The sequence below is a fragment of the Roseovarius sp. BRH_c41 genome (assembly GCF_000961715.1).
Lineage (GTDB): Bacteria > Pseudomonadota > Alphaproteobacteria > Rhodobacterales > Rhodobacteraceae > Roseovarius.
This window is the reverse complement of sequence record NZ_LADY01000020.1, coordinates 152282-173588: the sequence shown is the minus strand read 5'-3', so window position 1 is coordinate 173588 and position 21307 is coordinate 152282. Positions and strand designations below refer to the sequence as shown.

Annotated in this window: 23 protein-coding genes and 1 tRNA gene; 10 read left to right on the top strand and 14 right to left on the bottom strand. The window is 61.6% G+C overall.

The annotated features are described in order from the left end of the window. Positions 1–102: 102 nt before the first annotated feature. The 4 genes from VR71_RS06425 to VR71_RS06410 form a co-directional block, all read right to left on the bottom strand. Positions 103–675: a cob(I)yrinic acid a,c-diamide adenosyltransferase gene (locus VR71_RS06425; RefSeq protein WP_045682166.1), complete on the bottom strand. Its 573-nt coding sequence runs from the start codon at positions 673–675 to the stop codon at positions 103–105. Positions 676–679: 4 nt separating this feature from the next. Beyond that, a complete protein-coding gene (locus VR71_RS06420) occupies positions 680–886 on the bottom strand; it encodes a twin transmembrane helix small protein (protein WP_040650262.1) in 207 nt (68 codons plus the stop codon). Between the two features lie 101 nt (positions 887–987). Further along, positions 988–1818, bottom strand: a complete 831-nt coding sequence (locus VR71_RS06415) for an SDR family oxidoreductase (protein ID WP_009815658.1) — start codon at positions 1816–1818, stop codon at positions 988–990. Positions 1819–1857: 39 nt separating this feature from the next. Then, positions 1858–2478 (bottom strand): SH3 domain-containing protein, encoded by a 621-nt coding sequence (locus tag VR71_RS06410; RefSeq protein ID WP_009815657.1) that lies wholly within the window; start codon positions 2476–2478, stop codon positions 1858–1860. A 159-nt stretch (positions 2479–2637) separates the two neighbouring features. Here VR71_RS06410 and VR71_RS06405 point away from each other — a divergent pair, with 159 nt between their 5' ends. Both VR71_RS06405 and VR71_RS06400 read left to right on the top strand, forming a co-directional pair. Beyond that, positions 2638–4944, top strand: a complete 2307-nt coding sequence (locus VR71_RS06405; protein WP_045682164.1) for a DNA topoisomerase IV subunit A — start codon at positions 2638–2640, stop codon at positions 4942–4944. 65 nt (positions 4945–5009) lie between these two features. Continuing rightward, positions 5010–5795 (top strand): inositol monophosphatase family protein, encoded by a 786-nt coding sequence (locus tag VR71_RS06400; RefSeq protein ID WP_045682162.1) that lies wholly within the window; start codon positions 5010–5012, stop codon positions 5793–5795. Positions 5796–5824: 29 nt separating this feature from the next. Here the strand turns inward: VR71_RS06400 and VR71_RS06395 are convergent, their stop codons facing one another. The 3 genes from VR71_RS06395 to putA form a co-directional block, all read right to left on the bottom strand. Continuing rightward, a complete protein-coding gene (locus VR71_RS06395; protein ID WP_009815654.1) occupies positions 5825–6193 on the bottom strand; it encodes a GFA family protein in 369 nt (122 codons plus the stop codon). Continuing rightward, positions 6190–6936 (bottom strand): rhomboid family intramembrane serine protease, encoded by a 747-nt coding sequence (locus tag VR71_RS06390; protein WP_045682161.1) that lies wholly within the window; start codon positions 6934–6936, stop codon positions 6190–6192. Before VR71_RS06390 ends, VR71_RS06395 begins: the two co-directional genes overlap by 4 nt. 119 nt (positions 6937–7055) lie before the next feature. Next, entirely contained in the window at positions 7056–10487 is a 3432-nt protein-coding gene (putA, locus tag VR71_RS06385) for a bifunctional proline dehydrogenase/L-glutamate gamma-semialdehyde dehydrogenase PutA (protein ID WP_045682159.1), read from the bottom strand. Between the two features lie 105 nt (positions 10488–10592). Between putA and VR71_RS06380 the strand changes: the two genes are divergently transcribed. The 3 genes from VR71_RS06380 to VR71_RS06370 all read left to right on the top strand — a co-directional run bounded on the left by VR71_RS06380 (position 10593) and on the right by VR71_RS06370 (position 11571). Further along, positions 10593–11072 (top strand): Lrp/AsnC ligand binding domain-containing protein, encoded by a 480-nt coding sequence (locus VR71_RS06380; RefSeq protein ID WP_037273900.1) that lies wholly within the window; start codon positions 10593–10595, stop codon positions 11070–11072. A gap of 71 nt (positions 11073–11143) precedes the next feature. Beyond that, a tRNA-Leu gene (locus tag VR71_RS06375) sits at positions 11144–11229 on the top strand. Between the two features lie 51 nt (positions 11230–11280). After that, positions 11281–11571: a hypothetical protein gene (locus tag VR71_RS06370; protein WP_045682152.1), complete on the top strand. Its 291-nt coding sequence runs from the start codon at positions 11281–11283 to the stop codon at positions 11569–11571. Positions 11572–11696: 125 nt separating this feature from the next. On the opposite strand, the gene VR71_RS24710 is transcribed toward VR71_RS06370, so the two are convergent. The 4 genes from VR71_RS24710 to VR71_RS06350 form a co-directional block, all read right to left on the bottom strand. Further along, a complete protein-coding gene (locus VR71_RS24710; RefSeq protein WP_296429969.1) occupies positions 11697–13577 on the bottom strand; it encodes a GSCFA domain-containing protein in 1881 nt (626 codons plus the stop codon). A 134-nt stretch (positions 13578–13711) separates the two neighbouring features. Beyond that, positions 13712–14755 carry a patatin-like phospholipase family protein gene (locus VR71_RS06360; RefSeq protein WP_045682150.1) on the bottom strand — a complete coding sequence of 348 codons (1044 nt, stop codon included), beginning with the start codon at positions 14753–14755 and terminating at the stop codon, positions 13712–13714. Between the two features lie 109 nt (positions 14756–14864). Further along, positions 14865–15878, bottom strand: coding sequence for an NAD-dependent epimerase/dehydratase family protein (locus tag VR71_RS06355; RefSeq protein ID WP_045682148.1), 1014 nt, complete (start codon positions 15876–15878; stop codon positions 14865–14867). 19 nt (positions 15879–15897) lie between these two features. Continuing rightward, a complete protein-coding gene (locus VR71_RS06350; RefSeq protein ID WP_045682146.1) occupies positions 15898–17070 on the bottom strand; it encodes a MalY/PatB family protein in 1173 nt (390 codons plus the stop codon). A 98-nt stretch (positions 17071–17168) separates the two neighbouring features. On the opposite strand from VR71_RS06350, the gene def (VR71_RS06345) reads away from it, so the two are divergent. From def (VR71_RS06345) to VR71_RS06325, 5 genes are read left to right on the top strand one after another with little or no spacing between them, the layout of a single operon-like run. Next, positions 17169–17687 carry a peptide deformylase gene (gene def, locus VR71_RS06345; RefSeq protein WP_045682144.1) on the top strand — a complete coding sequence of 173 codons (519 nt, stop codon included), beginning with the start codon at positions 17169–17171 and terminating at the stop codon, positions 17685–17687. A gap of 3 nt (positions 17688–17690) precedes the next feature. Then, positions 17691–18185: a peptide deformylase gene (gene def, locus VR71_RS06340; protein ID WP_296429967.1), complete on the top strand. Its 495-nt coding sequence runs from the start codon at positions 17691–17693 to the stop codon at positions 18183–18185. A 57-nt stretch (positions 18186–18242) separates the two neighbouring features. Next, complete coding sequence (gene fmt / locus VR71_RS06335; RefSeq protein ID WP_045682142.1) at positions 18243–19151, top strand: methionyl-tRNA formyltransferase; 909 nt, start codon at positions 18243–18245, stop codon at positions 19149–19151. Between the two features lie 4 nt (positions 19152–19155). Next, positions 19156–19398, top strand: a complete 243-nt coding sequence (locus tag VR71_RS06330; RefSeq protein ID WP_045682199.1) for a hypothetical protein — start codon at positions 19156–19158, stop codon at positions 19396–19398. Positions 19399–19401: 3 nt separating this feature from the next. Further along, a complete protein-coding gene (locus tag VR71_RS06325) occupies positions 19402–19641 on the top strand; it encodes a GlsB/YeaQ/YmgE family stress response membrane protein (protein WP_009815641.1) in 240 nt (79 codons plus the stop codon). A gap of 3 nt (positions 19642–19644) precedes the next feature. Here VR71_RS06325 and VR71_RS06320 read toward each other — a convergent pair whose 3' ends face one another. Genes VR71_RS06320 through VR71_RS06310 form a run of 3 tightly spaced genes read right to left on the bottom strand, consistent with a single transcriptional unit; the run spans position 19645 to position 21184 of the window. Beyond that, positions 19645–20268 (bottom strand): trimeric intracellular cation channel family protein, encoded by a 624-nt coding sequence (locus VR71_RS06320; RefSeq protein ID WP_045682140.1) that lies wholly within the window; start codon positions 20266–20268, stop codon positions 19645–19647. Then, positions 20265–20732, bottom strand: a complete 468-nt coding sequence (gene rnhA, locus VR71_RS06315; RefSeq protein ID WP_045682138.1) for a ribonuclease HI — start codon at positions 20730–20732, stop codon at positions 20265–20267. Before rnhA ends, VR71_RS06320 begins: the two co-directional genes overlap by 4 nt. After that, complete coding sequence (locus tag VR71_RS06310; RefSeq protein WP_045682197.1) at positions 20732–21184, bottom strand: DUF3429 domain-containing protein; 453 nt, start codon at positions 21182–21184, stop codon at positions 20732–20734. Before VR71_RS06310 ends, rnhA begins: the two co-directional genes overlap by 1 nt. Positions 21185–21307: the final 123 nt, after the last annotated feature.

Below are 21307 nucleotides of genomic sequence, written 5' to 3'. Positions count from 1 at the left end.
TGATACCGGGTCAGGCGCGGGGAAAACAGGGCAAAATCGTCACGTTAGAGTCCGGCGACGTCGCGTTTTCGGTTTTGCACGCAACATTGTTGCCAGAGTATTTCAGCGGTTCGCACCCGGAATCCAGAGAACATCGGCGCGACCGCTGTCATTGGCCATGCGCGAGGCGACGAAAAACCAATCACTGAGGCGGTTGAGATATTTGAGCCCGGCCTCGTTGACATGTTCGAGCGCGGATAATTCCACCGTCAGCCGCTCGGCCCGACGCGATACGGTGCGGCAAAGATGCAGATGTGCTGCCAGCGGCGAGCCTCCGGGCAGCACGAAACTACGCAGAGGTTCGAGGTGTTTGTTCATGGCGTCGATTTCAGCCTCCAGCCGGTCAACCTGACTGGGGGCCATACGCAGTGGCGGGTATTCGGCATCTGCGTCGCGGTCCATTTCGGGGCGGCAGAGATCGGCACCGAGATCAAAGAGGTCATTCTGGATGCGCGCCAGAGCTTCGTCAGTCTCGTCCTTGGCATAGAGCCGCGCCAGACCGACGGTCGCGTTGACCTCATCGACAGTGCCATAGGCGGTGACGCGCGCCGAATGTTTGGCCACGCGGGTGCCATTGCCGAGAGCTGTTTCGCCGGCGTCGCCGGTGCGTGTGTAGATTCGGTTGAGAACGACCATAGGATTACCCCCCCTGCCTGCGGAAATAGACGAAGATGAGAATGAGAATGATCGCTACAAACTGTGCGATCAACCGCCATTGCATGAGTTTGTTGGACCGTTTGGCATTTTCCACACCTTCTTTGCCAAAGGTGGAAATGCCCCGGATCAGGATCACCGCCACCGCGATGCAGCCAATCGCCACGAGGATGAAAAGCGGGTCTTGCAGCATGAGGCGTCCTTTTCGGTTGGTCAATTGGGCCACATCTAGGCGGCACGGGGCAAAAAGCGAAAGAGAAGATGTGACGCGGGCCGTGCGCGCATCAAGATATTTCAGCCTTTCGAGATCACCCAGTCGAGCAGGCCGGTTGGCAGGACGCGGCGCAGGGTTCCCATCAGATAGGTGGGCGTGGTGACGTAATAGCGGGGGCGGGGGCGCGCGGAGTCGAGTGCGTGAATGAGCTTGTTTGTCACTGCCTCGGGGGGAAGTTCAAAATTGTCCTTGCTGTAATCGCCGTAGAGCCGGGGCCGGAGTTTGTCGCGGTATTCCGGCGCGCGATGCGCATTCTCCCAGTCGAACCAACGCTCAAAGGGCGCGCGGGCATTCTCGCGGATCTTGGTGGTGACAGGACCGGGTTCGATCAGGCTGACATGGATGCCGGTGCCGCGCATTTCGATCCGCAGCGTATCGGTCAACCCTTCAAGGGCGAATTTCGTGCTGACATAGGCCCCGCGCCACCCAAGGGCCACCAGTCCGAGCACCGAGGAGCATTGCACGATACGCCCATGTCCTTGGGTGCGCATGGTCGGGATGATCTGCCGGGTCAGGTCATGCCAGCCAAAAAAATTGCTTTCAAAGATCTCTCGCAGAGCGCCGCGTGGCAGGTCCTCGACCAGTCCCGGGCAGGCATAGGCGCCGTTGTTGAAAAGGGCATCGAGCTGGCCACCCGTGGCCGCAAGCACCTCTGACACAGCCTGCGAGATGCTGGCCTCATCGGCATAATCTATGCGCGGGCTCTCAAACCCTTCGGCGCGCAGACGGTCGCAATCCGTTTCCTTGCGGCAGGCGGCGAAGACCCGCCAGCCGCGTGCGCGCAGGCCGTGGGCTGCGTTATAGCCGATGCCAGAGGAGCAGCCGGTGATCAGAATGGAGCGTTGTGTCATGCCCGACCTTGTGGCGCGCGCTGGGCCGCGATGCAAGCGCTAGTCGGAGGCCAATGTGACCATGCTGTCGGCCATCCAGCCGATGCGGTCCGTGTCCACAACGCGCAGTTTGATCCACCCTTCGCCGGGATTGTGCAGAACGATGACCTTGGTCCCGCGTGCAAGGCTGGTGATGCGGTCAAAGCGGGTGCCCGGCCCGGTGCGCAGATTGACCGAATTTCCCGAGACCTGACGGAAATCAGGCGAGGTCGCCAATGTTTCGTCGGTGGCGGCGGGCAATTGCGCGGTTGCGGCAACCTCTGGCGTCGTCGGAATCTGCGCCGGAATTGTCATTTTGACCGTTGGCAGGTGTAGCTCGATGGGCGCAGGCGCAGCAGCGCCCTCTGCAGAGGCAAGGGTCAGCATGACCTTTTGCCCCATGCTGAGGCCGAGATCATGCAGCGAGGTGATCGTGCGGGTGACCTCTGCGTCCGGTTGAGCTGTGCCATCCTGCGCCAGTTCGATCACATTGACCCGAAGCGGGCGCTGTTTGGGCCGCTGGTTGTCAAGCAGCGCACGCGCCTGAAAGGAGTCGGCTGAGGGACGATAGTCGGCTCCGCCGCTCAACTCATAAAAAGACCATCCTAGAAATGCAAAACTCACAAGAATTAAGCGCCACATCGCGCGTTCCCCCCAATTACCATACGTTTGAATAAATGCTTGGCAGCCCGATCATTATACCCGATTCGCCCCTTTGAATGAGGGGGAAATCGGAAAAGTTTGGAACCTGTGCTCTCTGGGTGCTTTACGCCGCAAGGTGGCGCGGCTATCACCATATCCATGAGTGATTTACTGGACGACCCCAATATGCAGCCCGAAGCTGTGTCGGAGCCGCTGCGCCGCGCGATTGGCGAGCGGTATCTGACCTATGCGCTGTCCACGATCATGCACAGGGCGCTGCCCGATGCGCGCGACGGGTTGAAGCCGGTGCATCGCCGCATTCTCTATGCGATGCGCGAGTTGCGGTTGTCGAGCACGGGGGGGTTCCGAAAATCCGCCAAGATTTCCGGCGATGTGATGGGCAACTATCACCCGCATGGCGATGCCGCAATTTACGATGCGATGGCGCGTCTGGCGCAGGATTTCGCGGTGCGTTACCCGCTGGTGGACGGGCAGGGCAATTTCGGCAATATCGACGGCGATAACCCTGCCGCCAGCCGCTATACTGAGGCGCGGATGACCGCCTTTGCCGAGGCACTGCTGGATGGGTTGGCCGAGGACGCGGTGGATTTTCGCGACAATTACGACGGCACGTTGCGCGAACCGATCGTTTTGCCCGCCTCCTTTCCGAACCTTTTGGCGAATGGATCGTCAGGCATCGCCGTGGGCATGGCCACGAACATTCCGCCGCATAACATCGCCGAGTTGATTGATGCGTGTTTGCATCTGATCAAGTCGCCCGATGCCCGTGACGAGACGCTGCTCACCTATATCCCCGGCCCCGATTTCCCCACCGGCGGTGTGATCGTCGAGCCGCCCGAGAGCATTGCGCAGGCTTACCTGACCGGGCGAGGTGCGTTCCGCCTGCGCTGCAAATGGGCATTGGAGGATCTGGGGCGCGGTCAATGGCAGATCGTTGTCACCGAAATCCCCTATCAGGTGCAGAAATCCAAGCTGATCGAGCGGATTGCTGAGTTGATCCAGACCCGCAAGGTGCCGATCCTTGCCGATGTCCGCGACGAGAGCGCCGATGATGTCCGGCTGGTCCTCGAGCCGCGCTCCAAGAATGTCGATCCCGAGGTGTTGATGGGCATGATGTATCGCAATTCCGAATTGGAATTGCGGTTCTCGCTCAACATGAACGTGCTGATTGACGGGGTCACGCCCAAAGTTTGCTCGCTCAAGGAGGTGTTGCGCGCCTTTCTCGATTTCCGCCAAGAGGTGTTGCTGCGTCGCTCGGCGCATCGGATGGAAAAGATCGACCACCGGCTTGAGGTTCTGGAAGGGCTCATCGTCGCTTTCCTCAATCTCGACCGCGTGATTGACATCATCCGTTATGATGACGACCCCAAGGCGGCGCTGATGCGCGAGGATTGGGGACGCACGGTGCCGCGCGCCATGTCCGAGGCCGACTATGTGTCGCCCCCGCCCACCGATGAGCCGGGGCTGACCGATGTGCAGGCCGAGGCGATCCTCAACATGCGGCTGCGCAGCTTGCGCCGGCTGGAAGAGATGGAATTGCGGGCCGAGCGTGATGCGCTGATGCAAGAGCGTGCGGGGTTGGAAGATCTGCTTGAGGATGTATCCCTGCAATGGGCGGCGGTGGCGGATCAGTTGCGAGAGGTCAAGAAGACCTTTGGCAAGAGCCACCCTATCGGCGCGCGCCGCACGAAATTCGCGGAGGCGGGTAGCGTCGAGGAGGTGCCGCTCGAGGCGATGATCGACCGCGAGCCGATTACCGTGGTGTGCAGCCAAATGGGGTGGATCAGGGCCATGACCGGGCATCTTGATCTGAGCCGCGAGTTGAAATTCAAGGATGGCGACGCGCCGCGGTTCATGTTCCATGCCGAAACCACCGACCGGATTCTGGTGTTTGGCAGCAATGGGCGCTTCTACACGCTGAGCGCCGCCAACCTGCCCGGTGGGCGCGGCATGGGTGAGCCGCTGCGCCTGATGGTCGATCTGCCCAACGAGGCCGCAATCGTCGACCTGCTCATTCACAAGCCGGGGCGCAAATTGCTGGTTGCTTCAACTGCTGGAGATGGATTCATCGTGCCCGAAGATGAAGTGATCGCCCAGACCCGCAGCGGCAAGCAGGTGCTGAACCTCAAGGACCCGGCACGGGCCTCTGTCTGTCGTCCGGTGACGGGGGATCACGTCGCCTGTGTGGGTGACAACCGCAAGGTGCTGGTCTTCAGCCTGGATGAATTGCCGGAGCTTGGGCGCGGCAAGGGTGTGCGGCTTCAGAAATACAAGGATGGTGGGCTGAGTGATGCAACCACCTTTAATCTGGCCGAGGGGCTGACATGGCGCGATCCGGCGGGGCGCACCCGCACCGAGAGCAATCTTGAGGAATGGCTGGGCAAGCGCGCAGGATCGGGCCGTATGGCACCGCGCGGTTTTCCCCGTGACAACCGCTTTACCTGATCGGCCCTTGTCTGTTGCGGATGGGCGGCGTATAGCCCCGGCCTGACCCAAAAGGAGCCCTTGCAATGGTAGGTAGTGCCAATCTCAACGTCATGCTCAAGGCCGCGCGCAAAGCGGGGCGGGCACTGGCCAAGGATTTCCGAGAGGTCGAGAACCTGCAGGTCAGTATGAAGGGGGCCGGCGACTTTGTCAGCCGCGCCGATATCGCCGCCGAGAAGATCCTCAAGACCGAGTTGATGGGCGCGCGTCCGACCTATGGCTGGTTGGCCGAAGAGGGCGGCGAGGAAGAGGGGCAGGACCCCACGCGCCGCTGGATTGTTGACCCGCTGGATGGCACCACGAATTTTCTGCACGGCCTGCCGCATTGGGCCGTTTCCATTGCGCTCGAGCACAAGGGCGAGGTCGTGGCGGGCGTGATCTACGATGCCAGCAAGGACGAGGCGTTTTTTGCCGAAAAAGGTGCCGGCGCCTGGATGAACGAGAGCCGTTTGCGCGTCTCGGGGCGCAGCAAGATGATCGAGTCGATTTTTGCCACTGGCCTGCCCTTTGGCGGGCGGGCCGACCTGCCCGAAACCTTGCAGGATCTGGCGCGGCTGATGCCCACCTGTGCTGGGGTGCGTCGGTGGGGATCGGCGGCGCTCGATATGGCCTATGTGGCGGCGGGGCGCTACGAGGGGTTCTGGGAGCGGCGGCTGAACGCTTGGGATCTGGCGGCAGGCGTGATCATCGTGCGCGAGGCGGGCGGATTTGTTGAGCCGTTGCGCCCCGTTGGGAATATTCTCGCCGATGGCGAGGTGATCTGTGGAAACGAGGCGATTTTCGATAAGTTTTCGGGCGTGATCCGGGGCTGACACGCTAAAATTGCAGCGCGTGGATGCTCTTAGCGGTCCGAGGGATGGTTGACCCCGTCCACCCATCCGATCGGGTCCAGATCGCGTGGATTCACGCCCTCAAGCGCCCCCAGATTGATGCCGTATTCATTGGGGTCGGATCGACGCTGATGGTGGGTGTAGATGCCGCAGGTCTTGCAAAAATAGTGTTTTGCCGTCCCGGTTCCCCATTGGTAGAGCGTGAGATTGTCGGCACCCTTGACGATCTCTACCCCGCTGAGGGGGGCCGAGACCGCCGCAGCGCCACGCCGTCTGCAAAATGAACAATCACATCGCCGCGCCGCATTCAGCCCCTCCGAGAGCGTGACGCGCAGTTCTACAGCACCGCAATGACAGGTGGCCTTGAGGGGATGGGTCATCGGCGTTTGCTCACCTTTGGAATGGAACTGCGGCGAAAGCGATAGTCAGCTTCGGGATGGGGCGGGGTGCCATGGGTTTCGCGCCAAAAGCGCGGCCCTCCAAGCCGTAGAAATACCGGCAAGGTCAGGACCACGCCCGCCACAAAGCCACCAGCATGGGCCCAATAGGCAACCCCGCCCATGTCGGGATCGCTGCCGAGACCAGCCATCACCTGAAACGCGAACCAAAGCGCCAGCATGAGTGCTGCCGGAATGGTGATGACGCGGAAAAACACGATGAATATGAGCAAGATATCGACACGCGCCTTGGGAAAGAGCAGGAGGTAGCCGCCCATCACCCCGGCAATCGCTCCCGAGGCCCCCACGGTTGGCACCATCGACCCCGGGCCGCCCAAGATATGCGCGAGCCCCGCCGCGACGCCGGTGGCAAGGTAGAAGGCGAGATAAGGCAGATGGCCCATCCGATCCTCCATATTGTCACCGAAGATCCAGAGAAACAGCATGTTGCCCGCCAGATGCAGCACGCCCCCATGCAGGAACATCGAGGTCAGCAACCCGGTGAAATCGCCCAGCTGCGTCACTTTGGCGGGGATCATCGCCCAGTCGTAGAAAAAGAGATTGAGCGCCCGCTCATCCGCGAAAAGCGGCGAATAGGCCATAAAAACCACCACGTTGAGCGCAATCAGCCCGTAGGTGACATAGGGTCTGCGCCCCGAAGGGTTATGATCGCGGATCGGGAACATGAGCGAAAGCTAGCGCGCATTCGCCCGGTCGGAAAGCGCCAAATCGCGAGGTATGCACCGCTGTCTTGAAAAGAAAGCGGTCCGAAATCTCTTGAAGATTTCGGACCCTAGTCTTTGCTTCAGGACATGCCGCTCAAAAGCGCCGCATTTCCGCCCGCTGCCGTGGTATCCACGCAGACATGACGCTCGTGCAGGGCGTGGCCGGTATCGGGCAAGCCGGTGATGAGTGGCAGGATCGGACCTGCGCGCCGTGCCATGGCCCCGGCATAGCTGCGCGCCTCGCTCTCGCATCCCCACCAGAGCACGCCCGAGAGGCCGCCCATGGTCACAAGCGCCTCGGGATCGACGCGGCCCGTGGCGATCACCGCGACACCGCCCAACGCCTCGACCGATCGCGCCTGCGCCGCCGCCAGATCCGCCCCCGGTCCCATGCAAAGGAGCGCGGGACGCACATGGCTGGTCAGCCGGTTCGATTCCCCCGTCGGCCCCGGCAGAACAAGGGCGGCGCGGGGCGCACGGGCGGCGGCATTGGCGGCATCGAGTGCCTTTTGGGCCGCATTGGCCGACATGGCCTCAGTCCACTTTTCGCCCTGTTCCGGCGCGGGGTGCGCCGTAAAGCGCGTAAGGTAATGCGGCCCGCCCGCCTTGGGGCCGGTGCCGGACATGCCTTCGCCGCCAAAGGGCTGGCTGCCCACGATGGCGCCGATCTGGTTGCGGTTGACATAGATATTGCCCGCGTGCACGGCCTCGGTCACGTGCTGCACGCGGTCGTCGATCCGGGTCATTAGGCCAAAGGTCAGGCCATAGCCGGTGGCGTTGATCGCACTGATCACGCGGTCAAGATCGCCTGATTTGAACGTGGCGACATGCAGGACAGGACCAAAGATTTCGCGCTCGATATCACCAATCCCGCCGATCTTGATCAGCGTTGGCGCAATATAGGTGCCCGCGTTGGGGGTCTTCAGCTCATGCAAGAGCCGCCCCTCGGCGCGCGCGGTCTGGATATGCGCGGCAATGCCCGCGCGCGCCTCTTCGTCGATCACCGGGCCGCAATCGGTCGCAAGGTGCCACGGGTTGCCGACAGTGAGCGCATCCATCGCGCCGGTCAGCATTTCGAGAAAATGTGGCGCGATGTCGTCCTGCACATAAAGGCAACGCAGCGCGGAACAGCGTTGACCGGCCGATTGAAACGCGCTCTCGACAATCGCCTGCACGGCCTGTTCGGGCAGCGCTGTAGAGTCCACGATCATGGCGTTCATGCCGCCGGTTTCCGCGATGAGCGGCGCGCCGGGACGCAGGTTCTTGGCCATGGCCGCGCGGATTTTCAGCGCGGTTTCTGTCGAGCCGGTAAAGGCCACGCCACCGACGCGCGCGTCAGAGGTAAGCGCCGCGCCTACATCGCCCGCACCGGGCAGAAGTTGAAGCGCTGTGGCAGGCACGCCCGCCTTGTGCATCAGACCCACAGCCAGATGTGCGATCAGCGGCGTCTGCTCCGCCGGTTTGGACAGGACGGCATTGCCAGCGGCCAGTGCGGCGGCGATCTGGCCGGTAAAGATGGCCAGCGGGAAATTCCATGGGCTGATGCAAGTGAAGGTGCCGATGGGCGTGCCCTCGGGCGCATTGGCAGCGTAGTAACGCAGGAAATCCACCGCCTCGCGCAACTCGGCCACCGCATCGGGGATGGATTTCCCGGCCTCGCGGGTGAGGACCGCGAAAATCTCACCGTAATTCTGCTCGTAGAGGTCCGCCACGCGGTTGAGGATCACGCCCCGTTCCTTGGCTTGGGCGCTCCAAGGCGTCGCAGCGGCTAGGGCCGCCTCGATATCGTCCTTGCTGGCCCAGGCCACGCTGCCGGGCGTGTCGGCGGGATCGGCGGGGTTCTCGACGGCGTCCGGCGCGTGCGGCGCGGGCGTGGCTGCGATCAGCGGTGTGGCCTCCCAGCGGTGCTGGGCATAGGGCACACGCGCCGCTTCGATGCTGTCGAGTGTTGGCTGGTGGCGCAGGTCAAAGCCGCGCGAATTGGGACGCTCGGGCTGGAACAGCTCCGGACCCTTGGGTAAGTGCGGTTGCGGATCGTTAACGGCGACAAACGGATCGCGGGCAACGTCTTCAGGGCTGACCTCTTCGTCAACGATTTGATTGACAAAGCTGGAATTTGCCCCGTTTTCCAACAGACGCCGCACCAGATAGGCCAAGAGATCGCGATGCGCGCCGACGGGGGCATAGATGCGGCACCGGGTGGCTTCTGCCTTGAGAATGATGTCATGCAGGGCCTCGCCCATGCCATGCAGGCGCTGGAATTCAAAGGTGCTCTTGTCGCTTGCCATGTCGAGGATGGCAGCGGCGGTATGGGCGTTATGGGTGGCGAATTGCGGATAGATGCGGTCCGTCATCGACAGGAGCTTGCGCGCATTGGCGATATAGCTCACATCCGTCGCCGGTTTGGAGGTGAAGACCGGAAAGCCGTCGATCCCCGCCACCTGTGCGCGCTTGATCTCGGTATCCCAGTAGGCGCCCTTGACGAGGCGCACCATGATCTTGCGGTCGAGGCGGGTGGCAAGGTCGTAAAGGAAATCAATCACATGGCTGGCGCGTTGACCGTAAGCCTGCACCACAACGCCAAAGCCGTCCCATCCGGCAAGCGCCGACTCTTCCAGAACGGTCTCGATCACGTCGAGCGACAGCGACAGGCGATCCGCCTCTTCGGCGTCAATGTTGAGGCCCATCTTGGCGGATTTCGCCAAGAGTGCGAGGCTGCGCAAGCGCGGCACCAGAACCGCCATGACCTGCTCGCGCTGCGCCACCTCATAGCGAGGGTGCAGCGCCGAAAGCTTGACCGAAATGCCGGGGTTGCTGCGGATGTCCGGGTTGGTGCAGGCAGTGGCGATCGCGGTGATCGCGCGGCTGTAACTGAGATGATAGCGGGTGGCGTCCCCATCGGTGCGCGCGGCCTCTCCCAGCATGTCATAGGAATAGCTGTAGCCCTTTTTCTCCATGCCTGCCGCGCGGTCCATGGCACCCTGAATGGTCTCGCCCAGCACGAATTGGCGGCCCATCTCCTTCATTGCGCGGCCCACGGCGGTGCGGATCACCGGCTCGCCCAGCCGCTTGATGGCGCTGCGCAGATGGCCCACGGGGCCAGGTTTTTCGTCCTTGAGCACCTTGCCGGTCAGCATCAGAGCCCAGGTTGAGGCATTGACCAAAGGTGAGGTGGAATGGCCCATATGCCTGCCCCAGTCCGAGGGCGCGATCTTGTCCTCGATCAGGGCGTCGATCGTGTCGGCATCGGGCACGCGCAAGAGCGCCTCTGCCAGACACATGAGCGCAATGCCCTCATCGGTCGAGAGACCGTATTCGGCCAGAAACACCTCCATCAGTCCGGGACTCGACTGGCCACGAATATCGCGCACCAAACCCGCGCCGCGTGCGCAAATCCGTGCCCGGTCCGCGTCAGAGAGGGCAGCAGCGGCTTTGAGGCGCGCCAGTGTTTCAGCTTCATCCGCGTAGGTGGAAAGGTCGATGGCGCGGCGGATATCGGTGTCGTATGGCATAGAGGCCCCCAATGGTTCGATGGTGCATCATAGCATCATTGAACAAGTGACTTTTCCTGATTAGAATGAATTTTTAGGCCGGATGGTTTGAAAATGGAGGGGTCGATGGATCAAAACGAGCAGCTTGACCTCGACCGCTTTGACCGGGCGATTCTGCGGGTTCTCGCGGGGGATGGACGGATCAGCGTCACCGAGTTGGCGCGCGAGATTGGGTTGTCGAAATCGCCCACGCAGGCGCGGCTTCGGCGGCTGGAGCGCGACGGCGTCATCACCGGCTACCGCGCGCTTTTCGATCCCATCCGCCTCGGGCTCGATCACGTCAGTTTCGTCGAAGTGCGCCTGCATGATACCCGCGAAGCGGCGCTGGCAGAGTTCAACGCCGCGGTGTCAAAAATCCCCGAGATCGAGCAAGTGCATCTGATCGCAGGGAACTTTGACTACCTGATGAAAATCCGCACGCAGAGCATGGCCGATTATCGCCGGGTGCTGGCCGAACATATCTCGACCCTGCCGCATCTGGCGAATACCTCGACCTATGTGGCGATGCAGGCGGTCAAGGAAAATGCGCTCTCGGATGTGATCTGATCCGCCGACCCGGCCCGCCTTTGGCTTTACACCCCCGTCAAAGCGGATATTGTCCGCTCCGCAGACCCCGTGCCCGCGTGGTGGAATGGTAGACACATGAGACTTAAAATCTCCCGGCCGTATGGCCGTGCCGGTTCGAGTCCGGCCGCGGGCACCATGATATCTTAGAGAATTATAGGTTTGCAGCTTTCCGAATGAGAAATCTGTGATGGATTGCCTTGGTTTGACGGGCGCGATGCTTCTGTTGCTGAGCACTTGGCGAGGCGGCGCCAGCCGCAGTGAGAGGCCGCCTGTTCCAAATCATTCGACGACGATGGGTCTCGAAAAGGTGATGGAGTTCGACCGACTCCTGCCGGAAGCGTTACAGTCGCGCATTCTGGAGGCGACGCAATTGGCCTGCCTGTTCTTCGCAGTATCGGGCTTGCAAAGGAGCGGCTTGGCCAGTTTGACCTCCTCGCAACGGGTGTCGATGTGGATGGGTCTTACTGTGAACCCCTGACCTATCTCCTGCGCTCCGTCGATGTCATCAAGAGCGGACTGAACCCTGTAGATCATTAAATCCGTCATCGACGCGGAAAAACGCGCAGACCAGCGTACGAAAAGATGGCAGATGACCGGCTTGCATCAGGGTGCGCCGGTCCTGAGTGCGGTCCAGACTTGGTCAAAGGCGTTGTCGAAGTAGGCGGTATTGCAGTGGACGTCCCACGGGTGCCTATGCGCGGCAAACTTGTCCTTCGAAAAGCCGCTGGCCTCGCATAGCTCCTGCGTCGGATGACAAACCACTTGAACTCGGTTGGAAGACTTGAGCGCTGCGCGGAGGGACCGGGCATACGCCTCGCGATGATGGACAAGTGAGCCGGACTCGACGAATTCATCTCCTAGCCGGAAACGGGCGGTTGCTTCGCACATATCCGGAGCTGCAATCCAGAAGACGTGTTCGAAATCGCAGAAATCTTCCAATTTGCGAATATTCTGCGCGATCTGGCGTGTGGCGGAGTCGTAGAATTTTATCAGGTTAGCCGAGACCTCGTGAACGATCGGCACGTTCGGTGAAATCTTGCGTCCGTTGCACCCCGGAAATCCGGCACGCAGGTCACCATGTGCCCGAATGATTCCATCGCCCATCAAACCACAGCCTACAATGATCAAGGTGCGGGCCTCGTCCGCGACCACATCGGCAAATTGGTCCCGCACATTGTCACGATATTTGAAGGTCCGGAACCGCGTGGTTTTGATCTTTGCGAAAGGATCGGTTCTCAAGAAGTTCAGCATCGCAAATTGCGCGGTTTGGCCAAAAGGGTTTGCCAGAGCATGGTCCCTTGCCCCGCCCAGATGGCTGTTGCCAACCACGAGCAGGGGCGTGGTGTTTGGGCGGCCTGCCGTCCGAGTGTTTCCTGCAAAGGCGTCAAGCAGTGCCTCTTCACAGTCCACATCCCCTATTCCGGCAGATGTGGCCGGGGTGTCTGACTCCCCCTCCAGACAGAGCCGCTCAAAGATCGTCATCACGCTGGCAACAGAGGCAGGTCGCACGGATCTCAGGTTGTCCTCAAAATTCGCTGAATATGCACCCGGGTTCGTGACCAATTCGAACGACGGGAAGTAATCCGCGTCGTCGTGATCCTCGCAGAAGTCTCCGGCAACGGCACGCAGAACGGATTTGGAGTAGGTTGAGGCGCATAAGACATGCTGTGGTGCGGCTGTTGCCGTCAAGGGAACCGGAGAAACAGTCAGGACCATGCGAAACTCACGACCACCGCGCAGATCACGGATTTCGGCGCAAAGGGCACGCAGGTCCGTTAAGATCTCATCATAGCGAAAGTTGACAAATTCGTGCGCGTTTTGATCGAACTGGCCCGCGATCACGCCGGGCGCCACCGGGAGAACGGTGCCGCAGGATTTGACACGCCACGCCTCGGTCAGTCCGAGGGTGAAGACCAGAACATCAAGGTCATTCAGTGCGGCCAGGACCGCTTTCAAATGCGTGGCACGCGCTGACCGCAAGGCACTTTCGTTCTGAAAGGGGGCTTCGAATTGCGCGGGTCTCAGGGGGTCGATGACGCCCCCGTCGACGGACCATGCGGCCTCGCTTGGGACACGCGCGCTGCGTGCTTCCTGCACAAGCTGAAGTGCCTGCTTGACCGTGTAGATATTGCCGTAGTTTGCGGAAAAGGACTTTGCCCTGATGTTGTCGACAGAGTCATAGAACGGAACGTTGAAATCCCGGTCGCGCAGCCAGTTGGCGATATGCTGCGCAAAGCAGCTTCCCATCGTCACGATTGTATCTTGGCGGGTGATCAGGAATTTCGGAGTGTGGATGCCCGGCATGTTCGCCGGGTCAGACTGCTGGACGCCCGTGCGCCAAAACCGGTCGGGCGAGAGCCCAGTGTAGGGATTTCCATCCTTGTGATGGGGCGTCTCGGCCCTGCCTTTGGTTTCTTTCCGTCCTGGCTCCGCGGGTTTCTGAAACCGTCGCAAGAGCCGATTCAAGGCTCGGATGTCCTTCAACTGGAATACTCCCAACTGGTATGGCCTGTATTGCCCCATCGCTTACATTGATAACGAGTTCAAGTCCGCGTGGCGTGTTTGACGCTCCTGGCGTGGGATCCCGTACATGAAACCGCTGACGGCTTCGGTCACCTCTATCCTTGGTGCTCTGCTCCAATCCCTTGAAACATCTTGAAGAGATCGACTGTGCTCTGGGTGCCGATCCGGTCGAAACTGCTATCTAGCCACGCCTTGGCAGTGTCACGCCCGATGTCACGCAGACGGGTCAGAAAGGCCCATTCCACATTCATTTTGGACGAGGCCCCCATCGGATTGAGCAGTGCCTCATTCTCGATCAGATGCACCTTGACCGGGCGGTATTCATCTGTCGAGAGCTTGCCTTGGTCAATCAATCGGTCAACGAAATTGATCGCGCGCAGTTCCTTGAGCAGGCTGGAGTTGAAGCTGATCTCATTCAGGCGGTTCTGGATTTCCTGCGCCGTGCGCGGCGCGCCCTTGCGCTCGATCGGGTTGATCTGGATGACCACGATGTCATCGGTTCCGGTCTTGCCATAGAGCGGAAAGAGTGCGGGATTGCCCATATAACCGCCATCCCAGTAAGGAATTCCGTCGATCTCGACCGCCTGATACATTTGCGGCAGGCAGGCTGAGGCCATGACCATATCCACTGTCATCTCTTCGCGGGAAAACACGCGGACGCGGCCCGTTTCGACATTCGTAGCCGAGACAAAGAGCTGAAACGCCGTGCATTTGCGCACCATCTCAAAGTCGATGCTCTCTGCCACCAGATCGCGGAGCGGGTTGATGTTCATCGGGTTGAGTTGATAGGGCGAGGCGATGCCGGTGAGGGCATTCATGAAATGATAGAACGGGTTATTTTCCAGCCCCCAGTTGCCGGTGATCCGGTCCATGGGAGTGCGTTGCAGCGGCGAGTTCTTGACGCTGCCACTCATGTCGCGCCAGAAACGATCAAGTGCCTCGCGGGCACCGTCCGGACCGCCGCGGGTATACCCATCGGCCAAGGCCACCGCGTTCATCGCCCCCGCAGATGTGCCCGATACACCAGCAATATGCAGTCGCCCATCTTCGAGCAGGTAGTCCAGCACGCCCCAGCTAAACGCGCCATGCGCACCGCCCCCCTGAAGCGCCAAGTTGATCGGTTTGCCTGTGTTGCTCATGGGGTGGTCATTCCTTCGTTGTCCCGCGCGGAGGCTGCTCAACCACAGGCTATCAGTGCGGACCGGGCTACGCTATGCCTGTGGCGGTCTTGTGTCATCACAATCCCTCTCAGACCTGATAATAGGCACGATACCAGGTTACGAATTGGGCAATTCCGTCGTGGATTTCGGTATTTGGCTGATAGCCGGTCAGACGCTTCAAGAGTTGTGCATCGGCCCATGTGGCAGGCACGTCACCCTTTTGCATCTCCATCATGTTGCGGATGGCGGGACGGTCCAGCGCGTCTTCGATGGCCGCGACGAAATCCAAGAGCCGCACCTTCTGTGAGTTGCCGATATTCACGATCCGGTAGGGCGCAACGGGGGACAGGCTGTCGCCCGCCGCAATATCCTCGGGTGCGTCTGGCCGCACGGGCGCGGCATCCATCAAGAGGCGGATGCCGCGCACCAGATCACCCACATAGGTGAAATCGCGATACATCTCGCCATGGTTGTAGATGTCGATGGGACGGCCCGCCAGAATAGCCTCGACGAATTTGAAATAGGCCATGTCGGGGCGGCCCCATGGCCCATAGACGGTAAAGAACCGAAACATCGTGGTGGGCAGGTTCCACAGATGGGCATGGGCGTGGCCCATTGATTCCGTCGCCTTCTTGGTGGCGGCGTAGATCGTCATCTGACTGTCGGCCTTCATGGTCTCGGCATAGGGCATGTCGGTATTGGCGCCGTAGATCGACGAGGTGGAGGCCATCAGCAGATGGCGTACCGCGTGGCGCTTGGCCGCTTCCATCACGGTGAACGTGCCCACGATATTGGCGTCGATATAGGCGCGCGGGTTCTCGAGGCTGTAGCGCACGCCCGCTTGTGCGGCGAGATGCACAATGATGTCGGGGGCACAGGCGTCGATGGCGGCGTCCACCGCCGCCTGATCCTCGAGCATGGCCTCGGTTGCGACAAAGCCCGGCTTTTGCAGCAGCATCTGGTGGCGGCGCCTTTTGAGGCTGACGTCGTAGTAATCGGTCATGCCGTCCAGCCCGTGAACGGTCATGCCCTCATTCAGCAGGAGATCAGCCAGATGATAGCCGATAAAACCTGCGGTGCCGGTGATGAAGACCCGTGTCATCGGCCCGCCCCCCGGACGGTCATTGCAGATCGGCAAAGGCGGATTGGAGCCGCTCTACCGCCTCGGCGACACGCGCACGCGGTGTGCCAATGTTAAAGCGCAGGAACGTCTCGCCGCCGCTGCCAAAATGCGCCCCGACCGACGGCACGACGCGCGCATCCTCATGCACACGGCGCAACACCTCAGTCATCTCCATGCCGGTCGCAGCAAAGTCGACCCATGCGAGATAGGTCGATTGCATCGGCATGCCTTTCAGCGCCGGAATCTGCGCGATCCCATCGAGAAATAACCGGTGATTGCCCTCGATATAGGCGACCAGCCCGTCGACCCAATCCGCGCCCCCCGGAGAATAGGCGGCGCGGGTGAGCGCGACTCCCATCAGATTGGGCTGTGTTTGATGCTCAAGCAGCGCTTGCCGAAAGCGCTTGCGCAACTCGGGGTTGGGAATTGTGACCGTGCCCAGACGCGCCCCCGCCGTGTTGAATGTCTTTGAGGCCGCCGTAAGCACAAAGGTGCGATCCGCGGCCTCGGGGGCCGCCTTGAGAAAGCTTGTAAATGTCTGGCCGGGATAGACCAGATCGTGGTGGATTTCATCCGCCACCATGATCAGATCGTGCCGCGCGCAGATATCGGCCAGATGCCGCAGCTCGTCCGGTGTCCAGATGCGACCCGCAGGGTTGTGGGGTGAGGAAATGAGCATCATCCGCTCCTTGCCCGTCAGCCCGGCTTCGAGCGCGTCGAGATCCATGTGATAAACGCCATTCTCGATGATCAGCGGTGCCTCGTGAACCACCCGCTTGGTCAGTTTGATCTTATGCGTGAACTCATGGTAGACGGGGGTAAAGATGATCACCTCGTCGCCCGGATCGGTGTAGGTCTCGAGAATCAGCGCGATGGCATGACCCAACCCGGCTGTGCTGGACATATGGTCAGGATTCACAGTCCAGCCGTGCCGCTCGTGCATCCACCAGGCAACCGCCGCGTTCATGTCCTCGTCGCCCGCGAAATACCCGTAGTTGCCGCGCTCGATCAGGTCCTGCATTGCCTCCTGAAGCACATCGGCGGCGCGAAAATCCATGTCGGCCACCCACATCGGAATTCCGTCGTCGGGTGAAACACCGCCATAGGCGTGCATCCTGTCCCACTTGCTGCTGCCGGTGCCGCGGCGGTCGATGATCTCGTCGAAATTCATGGGGTTCTCCGGGTCTGGGTTCGCGCGGCAAGCTAACCGATCACAGCCCGAGCGCAAGAGGCGTTGCAGAATGCCCGACCATCGCCTAAATAGCCGCCATGAAACGGTCTATTCTGATCCATCCCGACCCACGCCTGAGAAAGGTCTGCACGCCCGTGAGGGACGTGTCCGATGCCTTGCGCAAACTCTCGCAGGATATGTTCGAGACCATGTATGACGCACCGGGCATCGGCCTTGCTGCGCCGCAGGTGGGGGTGATGGACCGGTTGATCGTGCTTGACTGTGTAAAGGACGAAGGGGCCACACCGCGCCCCATCGCGATGTTGAACCCCGAAATCACCGCTTTTTCCGACCAAACGAGCGTCTATGAGGAAGGCTGTTTGTCGATCCCCGACCAATTCGCCGATGTCACCCGGCCTGCGGAGGTCGAGGTGCGCTGGATGGATCTTGACGGGGTTGAGCACAAGGAAGGGTTTGGCGGTCTCTGGGCCACTTGCGTGCAGCACGAGATCGACCATCTCGATGGCAAGCTCTTTATCGACTATCTGAGCGCGATGAAGCGCCAACTCATCACCCGCCGCATGCAAAAGCTCAAGCGCGAATTGGCGCGGGGTTAGGCCGTGGCGCCGCGTGCCTGCCTGCGTTGGCCAGACAAACGGCTGCGGATGGCTGCGGCACCGGTCACTGAGATCACCGATGCAACGCGCGCCCTCTGGGACAAGATGGTCGCGGTGATGGAGGCGATGCCGGGGGTGGGTCTTGCCGCCACGCAACTCGGCGAGATGCAGGCGCTTGCCGTGGTCGATGCCAGCACGGCGCGCGGGCAGGCGGTGCGTATGGCCAACCCGGAAATCCTGCACGCGAGCGTGCAATTGCGGCCCCATGACGAGGCCAGCCCCTGCCTGCCAGGTGTGTCTGCCGTGATTGAGCGTCCGCGCGCGGTGACGGTGCGGTTTCTGAATGCAGACGGAGAGGATGAAGAACGCGATTTCGTGGGTCTCTGGGCCACGAGCGTGCAGCATCAGATCGACCATTTGCAGGGGCGGATGTATTTCGACCGCCTCAGCACAGTAAAACGCGACATGCTGCTGAGGCGTGCGCGCAAGATCGGCTGAGGCGGTGCCTGGGGCGGCGCCGGATTTGAGTATTTTTGAAACAGTGAAAGGGGCGGCATGCGTGTGATCTTCATGGGAACGCCGGATTTCTCTGTGCCGGTGCTTGAGGCTTTGGTTGCAGCGGGGCATGAGGTGGCCGCCGTTTATTGCCAGCCGCCGCGCCCGGCGGGGCGGGGCAAAAAGGACCGCCCCAGCCCGGTGCAGGCGCGCGCCGAGGCGCTTGGTCTGCCAGTGCGCCATCCGGTGAGTTTGAAAGAGGCTGAGGCGCAGGCGGAATTTGCAGCACTCAAGGCTGATGTGGCGGTGGTGGTGGCCTATGGTCTCATTCTGCCGCAAGCGGTGCTGGATGCGCCCGCGCGCGGCTGTTTGAACATCCATGCCAGCCTCTTGCCCCGCTGGCGGGGGGCAGCCCCCATTCACCGCGCCATCATGGCGGGGGATGCCGAGACGGGGATCTGCATCATGCAGATGGAGGCGGGATTGGATACCGGGCCGGTTCTGTTGCGCGGGGCGATGACGATTGGGCCGCAGGAGACGACGGGGGAATTGCATGACCGTTTGTCTGGACTTGGTGCGCGATTGATTATTGAGGCGCTCGGGCGGCTAGATGATCTTCGGCCCGTGCCGCAATCCGAGGCGGGTGTGACCTATGCCGCCAAGATCGACAAATCAGAGGCGCGGGTGGAGTGGACGCGCCCCGCCGCAGAGATTGACCGCTTGATCCGGGGGCTCTCGCCCTTTCCGGGGGCGTGGTGCGAGGTGGGGGGAGAGCGGATCAAGCTGCTATGCTCGACCGTAGCCGACGGGCAGGGTGCGCCGGGTGTCGTTCTCGGTGACGGGTTGACCGTGGCCTGTGGCACGGGGGCTGTGCGGCTTTTGCGCTTGCAACGGGCCGGGCGCGCGGCGCAGGATGCAGACGAGTTCCTGCGCGGCATGCCCTTGCCGTGTGGCACGCAATTGGGGTGACGCGATGTTCATGCAGCTATTCGGCACGGTGGTGATCGCGGGCATCGTCGGCTACGCGAGCGAGAAAAGCGGCTTTACGCGCAATGGCTATCTGCCCTCAATCATCATCTGCATCGGCGGCGCATTTCTCTTTTACTTTGTCCGGATCATGTTCGGCATCCGCTTTGGTGCGCCGGGGATTGATGCGATCCTGTCCTCGGTCGGCGCGCTCATCATTGTGCCGACCCATTGGCGCAAGCGGAGGTAAGGCATGGGCATCCTCGGGCTCTTGATCGTGGGCATCGCGGCCGGGTTTCTGGCGACGCGGCTGATGCGGGTCGAACTGGGGGTGGTGCCGACGATCCTGATTGGGATCGCCGGGACGCTGATCGGGGCGGTGGTCATTCGCATGGTGCTGATGATCACAGGCCTTGTGGGCGGACTGATCGGCGCGGTTCTGGGCGCGATGCTGCTGGTCTGGCTGTGGAAGATGATCGGCGAGCGGCGGTGAAATCTAGTTTCTTGGTGGACGCGCGCGGTAAACCGGCAATCGCCACCCAAGGCTGAGCGAGCCTGCGCGCAAGGCCCAAGTCAGGGCGGCGCAGGTGCCCAAAATCGCAAGCGGTTCGTGAGTGAACATAGCCGCCCCCACTGCCCCAAGCGCCCCGGCAAAGGCGGCGGTGACGTAAAGCTCGCCCTGTTTGAGCACAAGCGGCACCTCGTTGCAGACGACATCGCGCATCAGGCCGCCCATGCAACCGGTGACCATGCCCATCAGCACCACGATCACCGCGCTTTGCTCCATCACCATCGCGGCGCTCACCCCGGCAGGCACCGCCACGGCCAAGGCGAAACTGTCGAGCCAGAGCAAGAGGCGATAGCGGCTTTCGACCAGATGGGCGGTGAAGAACACGAGGAGGGCTGCTCCGCAGGCGATCAGGATGTAATTAGGATTGCCGAGCCAGAAGACCGGGTTGCGATCCAGCAAAACATCGCGCAACGTGCCGCCGCCCACGGCCGTGAGGCAGGCGATAAAGGCAAAGCCCACGATATCAAGCTGTTGGCGCGAGGCCACAAGCGCGCCGGTCAGCGCGAAGATCAGCACCGAGGCGTAATCGAGGAGGGTGAGCGCGCTCATCCCTTGGCCTTGCCCGGCTTGAAGGGCGCCATGCCTGCGCGCGCCAATTCATCGGCGCGCTCATTCTCTGGGTGGCCTGCGTGGCCCTTGACCCATTCCCAAGTGACGGTGTGGCGTTTCTGCGCCTCGTCCAGTCGTTGCCACAGTTCGACATTCTTGACCGGCTTCTTGTCGGCGGTGCGCCAGCCGTTGCGTTTCCAGCCGTGCATCCAGCCGGTGATGCCGTTCTTTACATAGGCGCTGTCGGTGACAATCGTGATGGCCGAGGGGCGCGAGAGGGCTTCCAGCGCGGCGATGGCGGCGCAAAGTTCCATCCGGTTGTTGGTGGTGTCGGCCTCGCCGCCGCTCAACTCGCGTTCCTTGACGATGGTGTCTCCCTCCATGGCGCGCATCAGCACGCCCCAGCCGCCGGGGCCGGGATTTCCGGAACAGGCCCCGTCGGTATAGGCATAGAGCGCGGGCATCAGAGCAGCACCCCCACCGCAAGGCAGGCGATGACCACCGCCGTCAGTAGCATCCGCAGCGCCATCCACCAGGGCGGTGTCAGACCCCAGCGCCAGAATTGCCAATCGAGCGCCAAGAGGCCCGCGAACCCGAAAATGAGGCTTATTCCCGCCGAGATCGGCCCGCCACCGGTCATGAAAAACGCCCAGAGGGCCGGGATCACCGAGAGGCCGTAGCAGATGCTCGCCAAGGCCCCCGTCGCCCGCGTGGCGAAACCCCAGAGCACGCCCGACATGAACGACAGGATCACCGCGCCATAAAAGAGCATGACATATGGCCCGGCAAAGCGCGGCCCGATGGTCTGGGCCGTCCAGAGGCCCAGCTCGGGCATGATCACGGTCAGTGCCCCCCAGAGAAAGGGCAAAAGGCCTGCAAGGCCAAGAAAGAGCGGGGCACGGGGGATCATCTGCATGGCGCGCAAAATGGCCCGGAGGGCGGGCAGAGGCAAGAGGGAAAGCCGCCCATCTCTGCGCAGCAAGCCGGTTCCCTTGCGGGTCACAAAGGGCTGGACCGATGTGGGCAACGTGATAGGTAA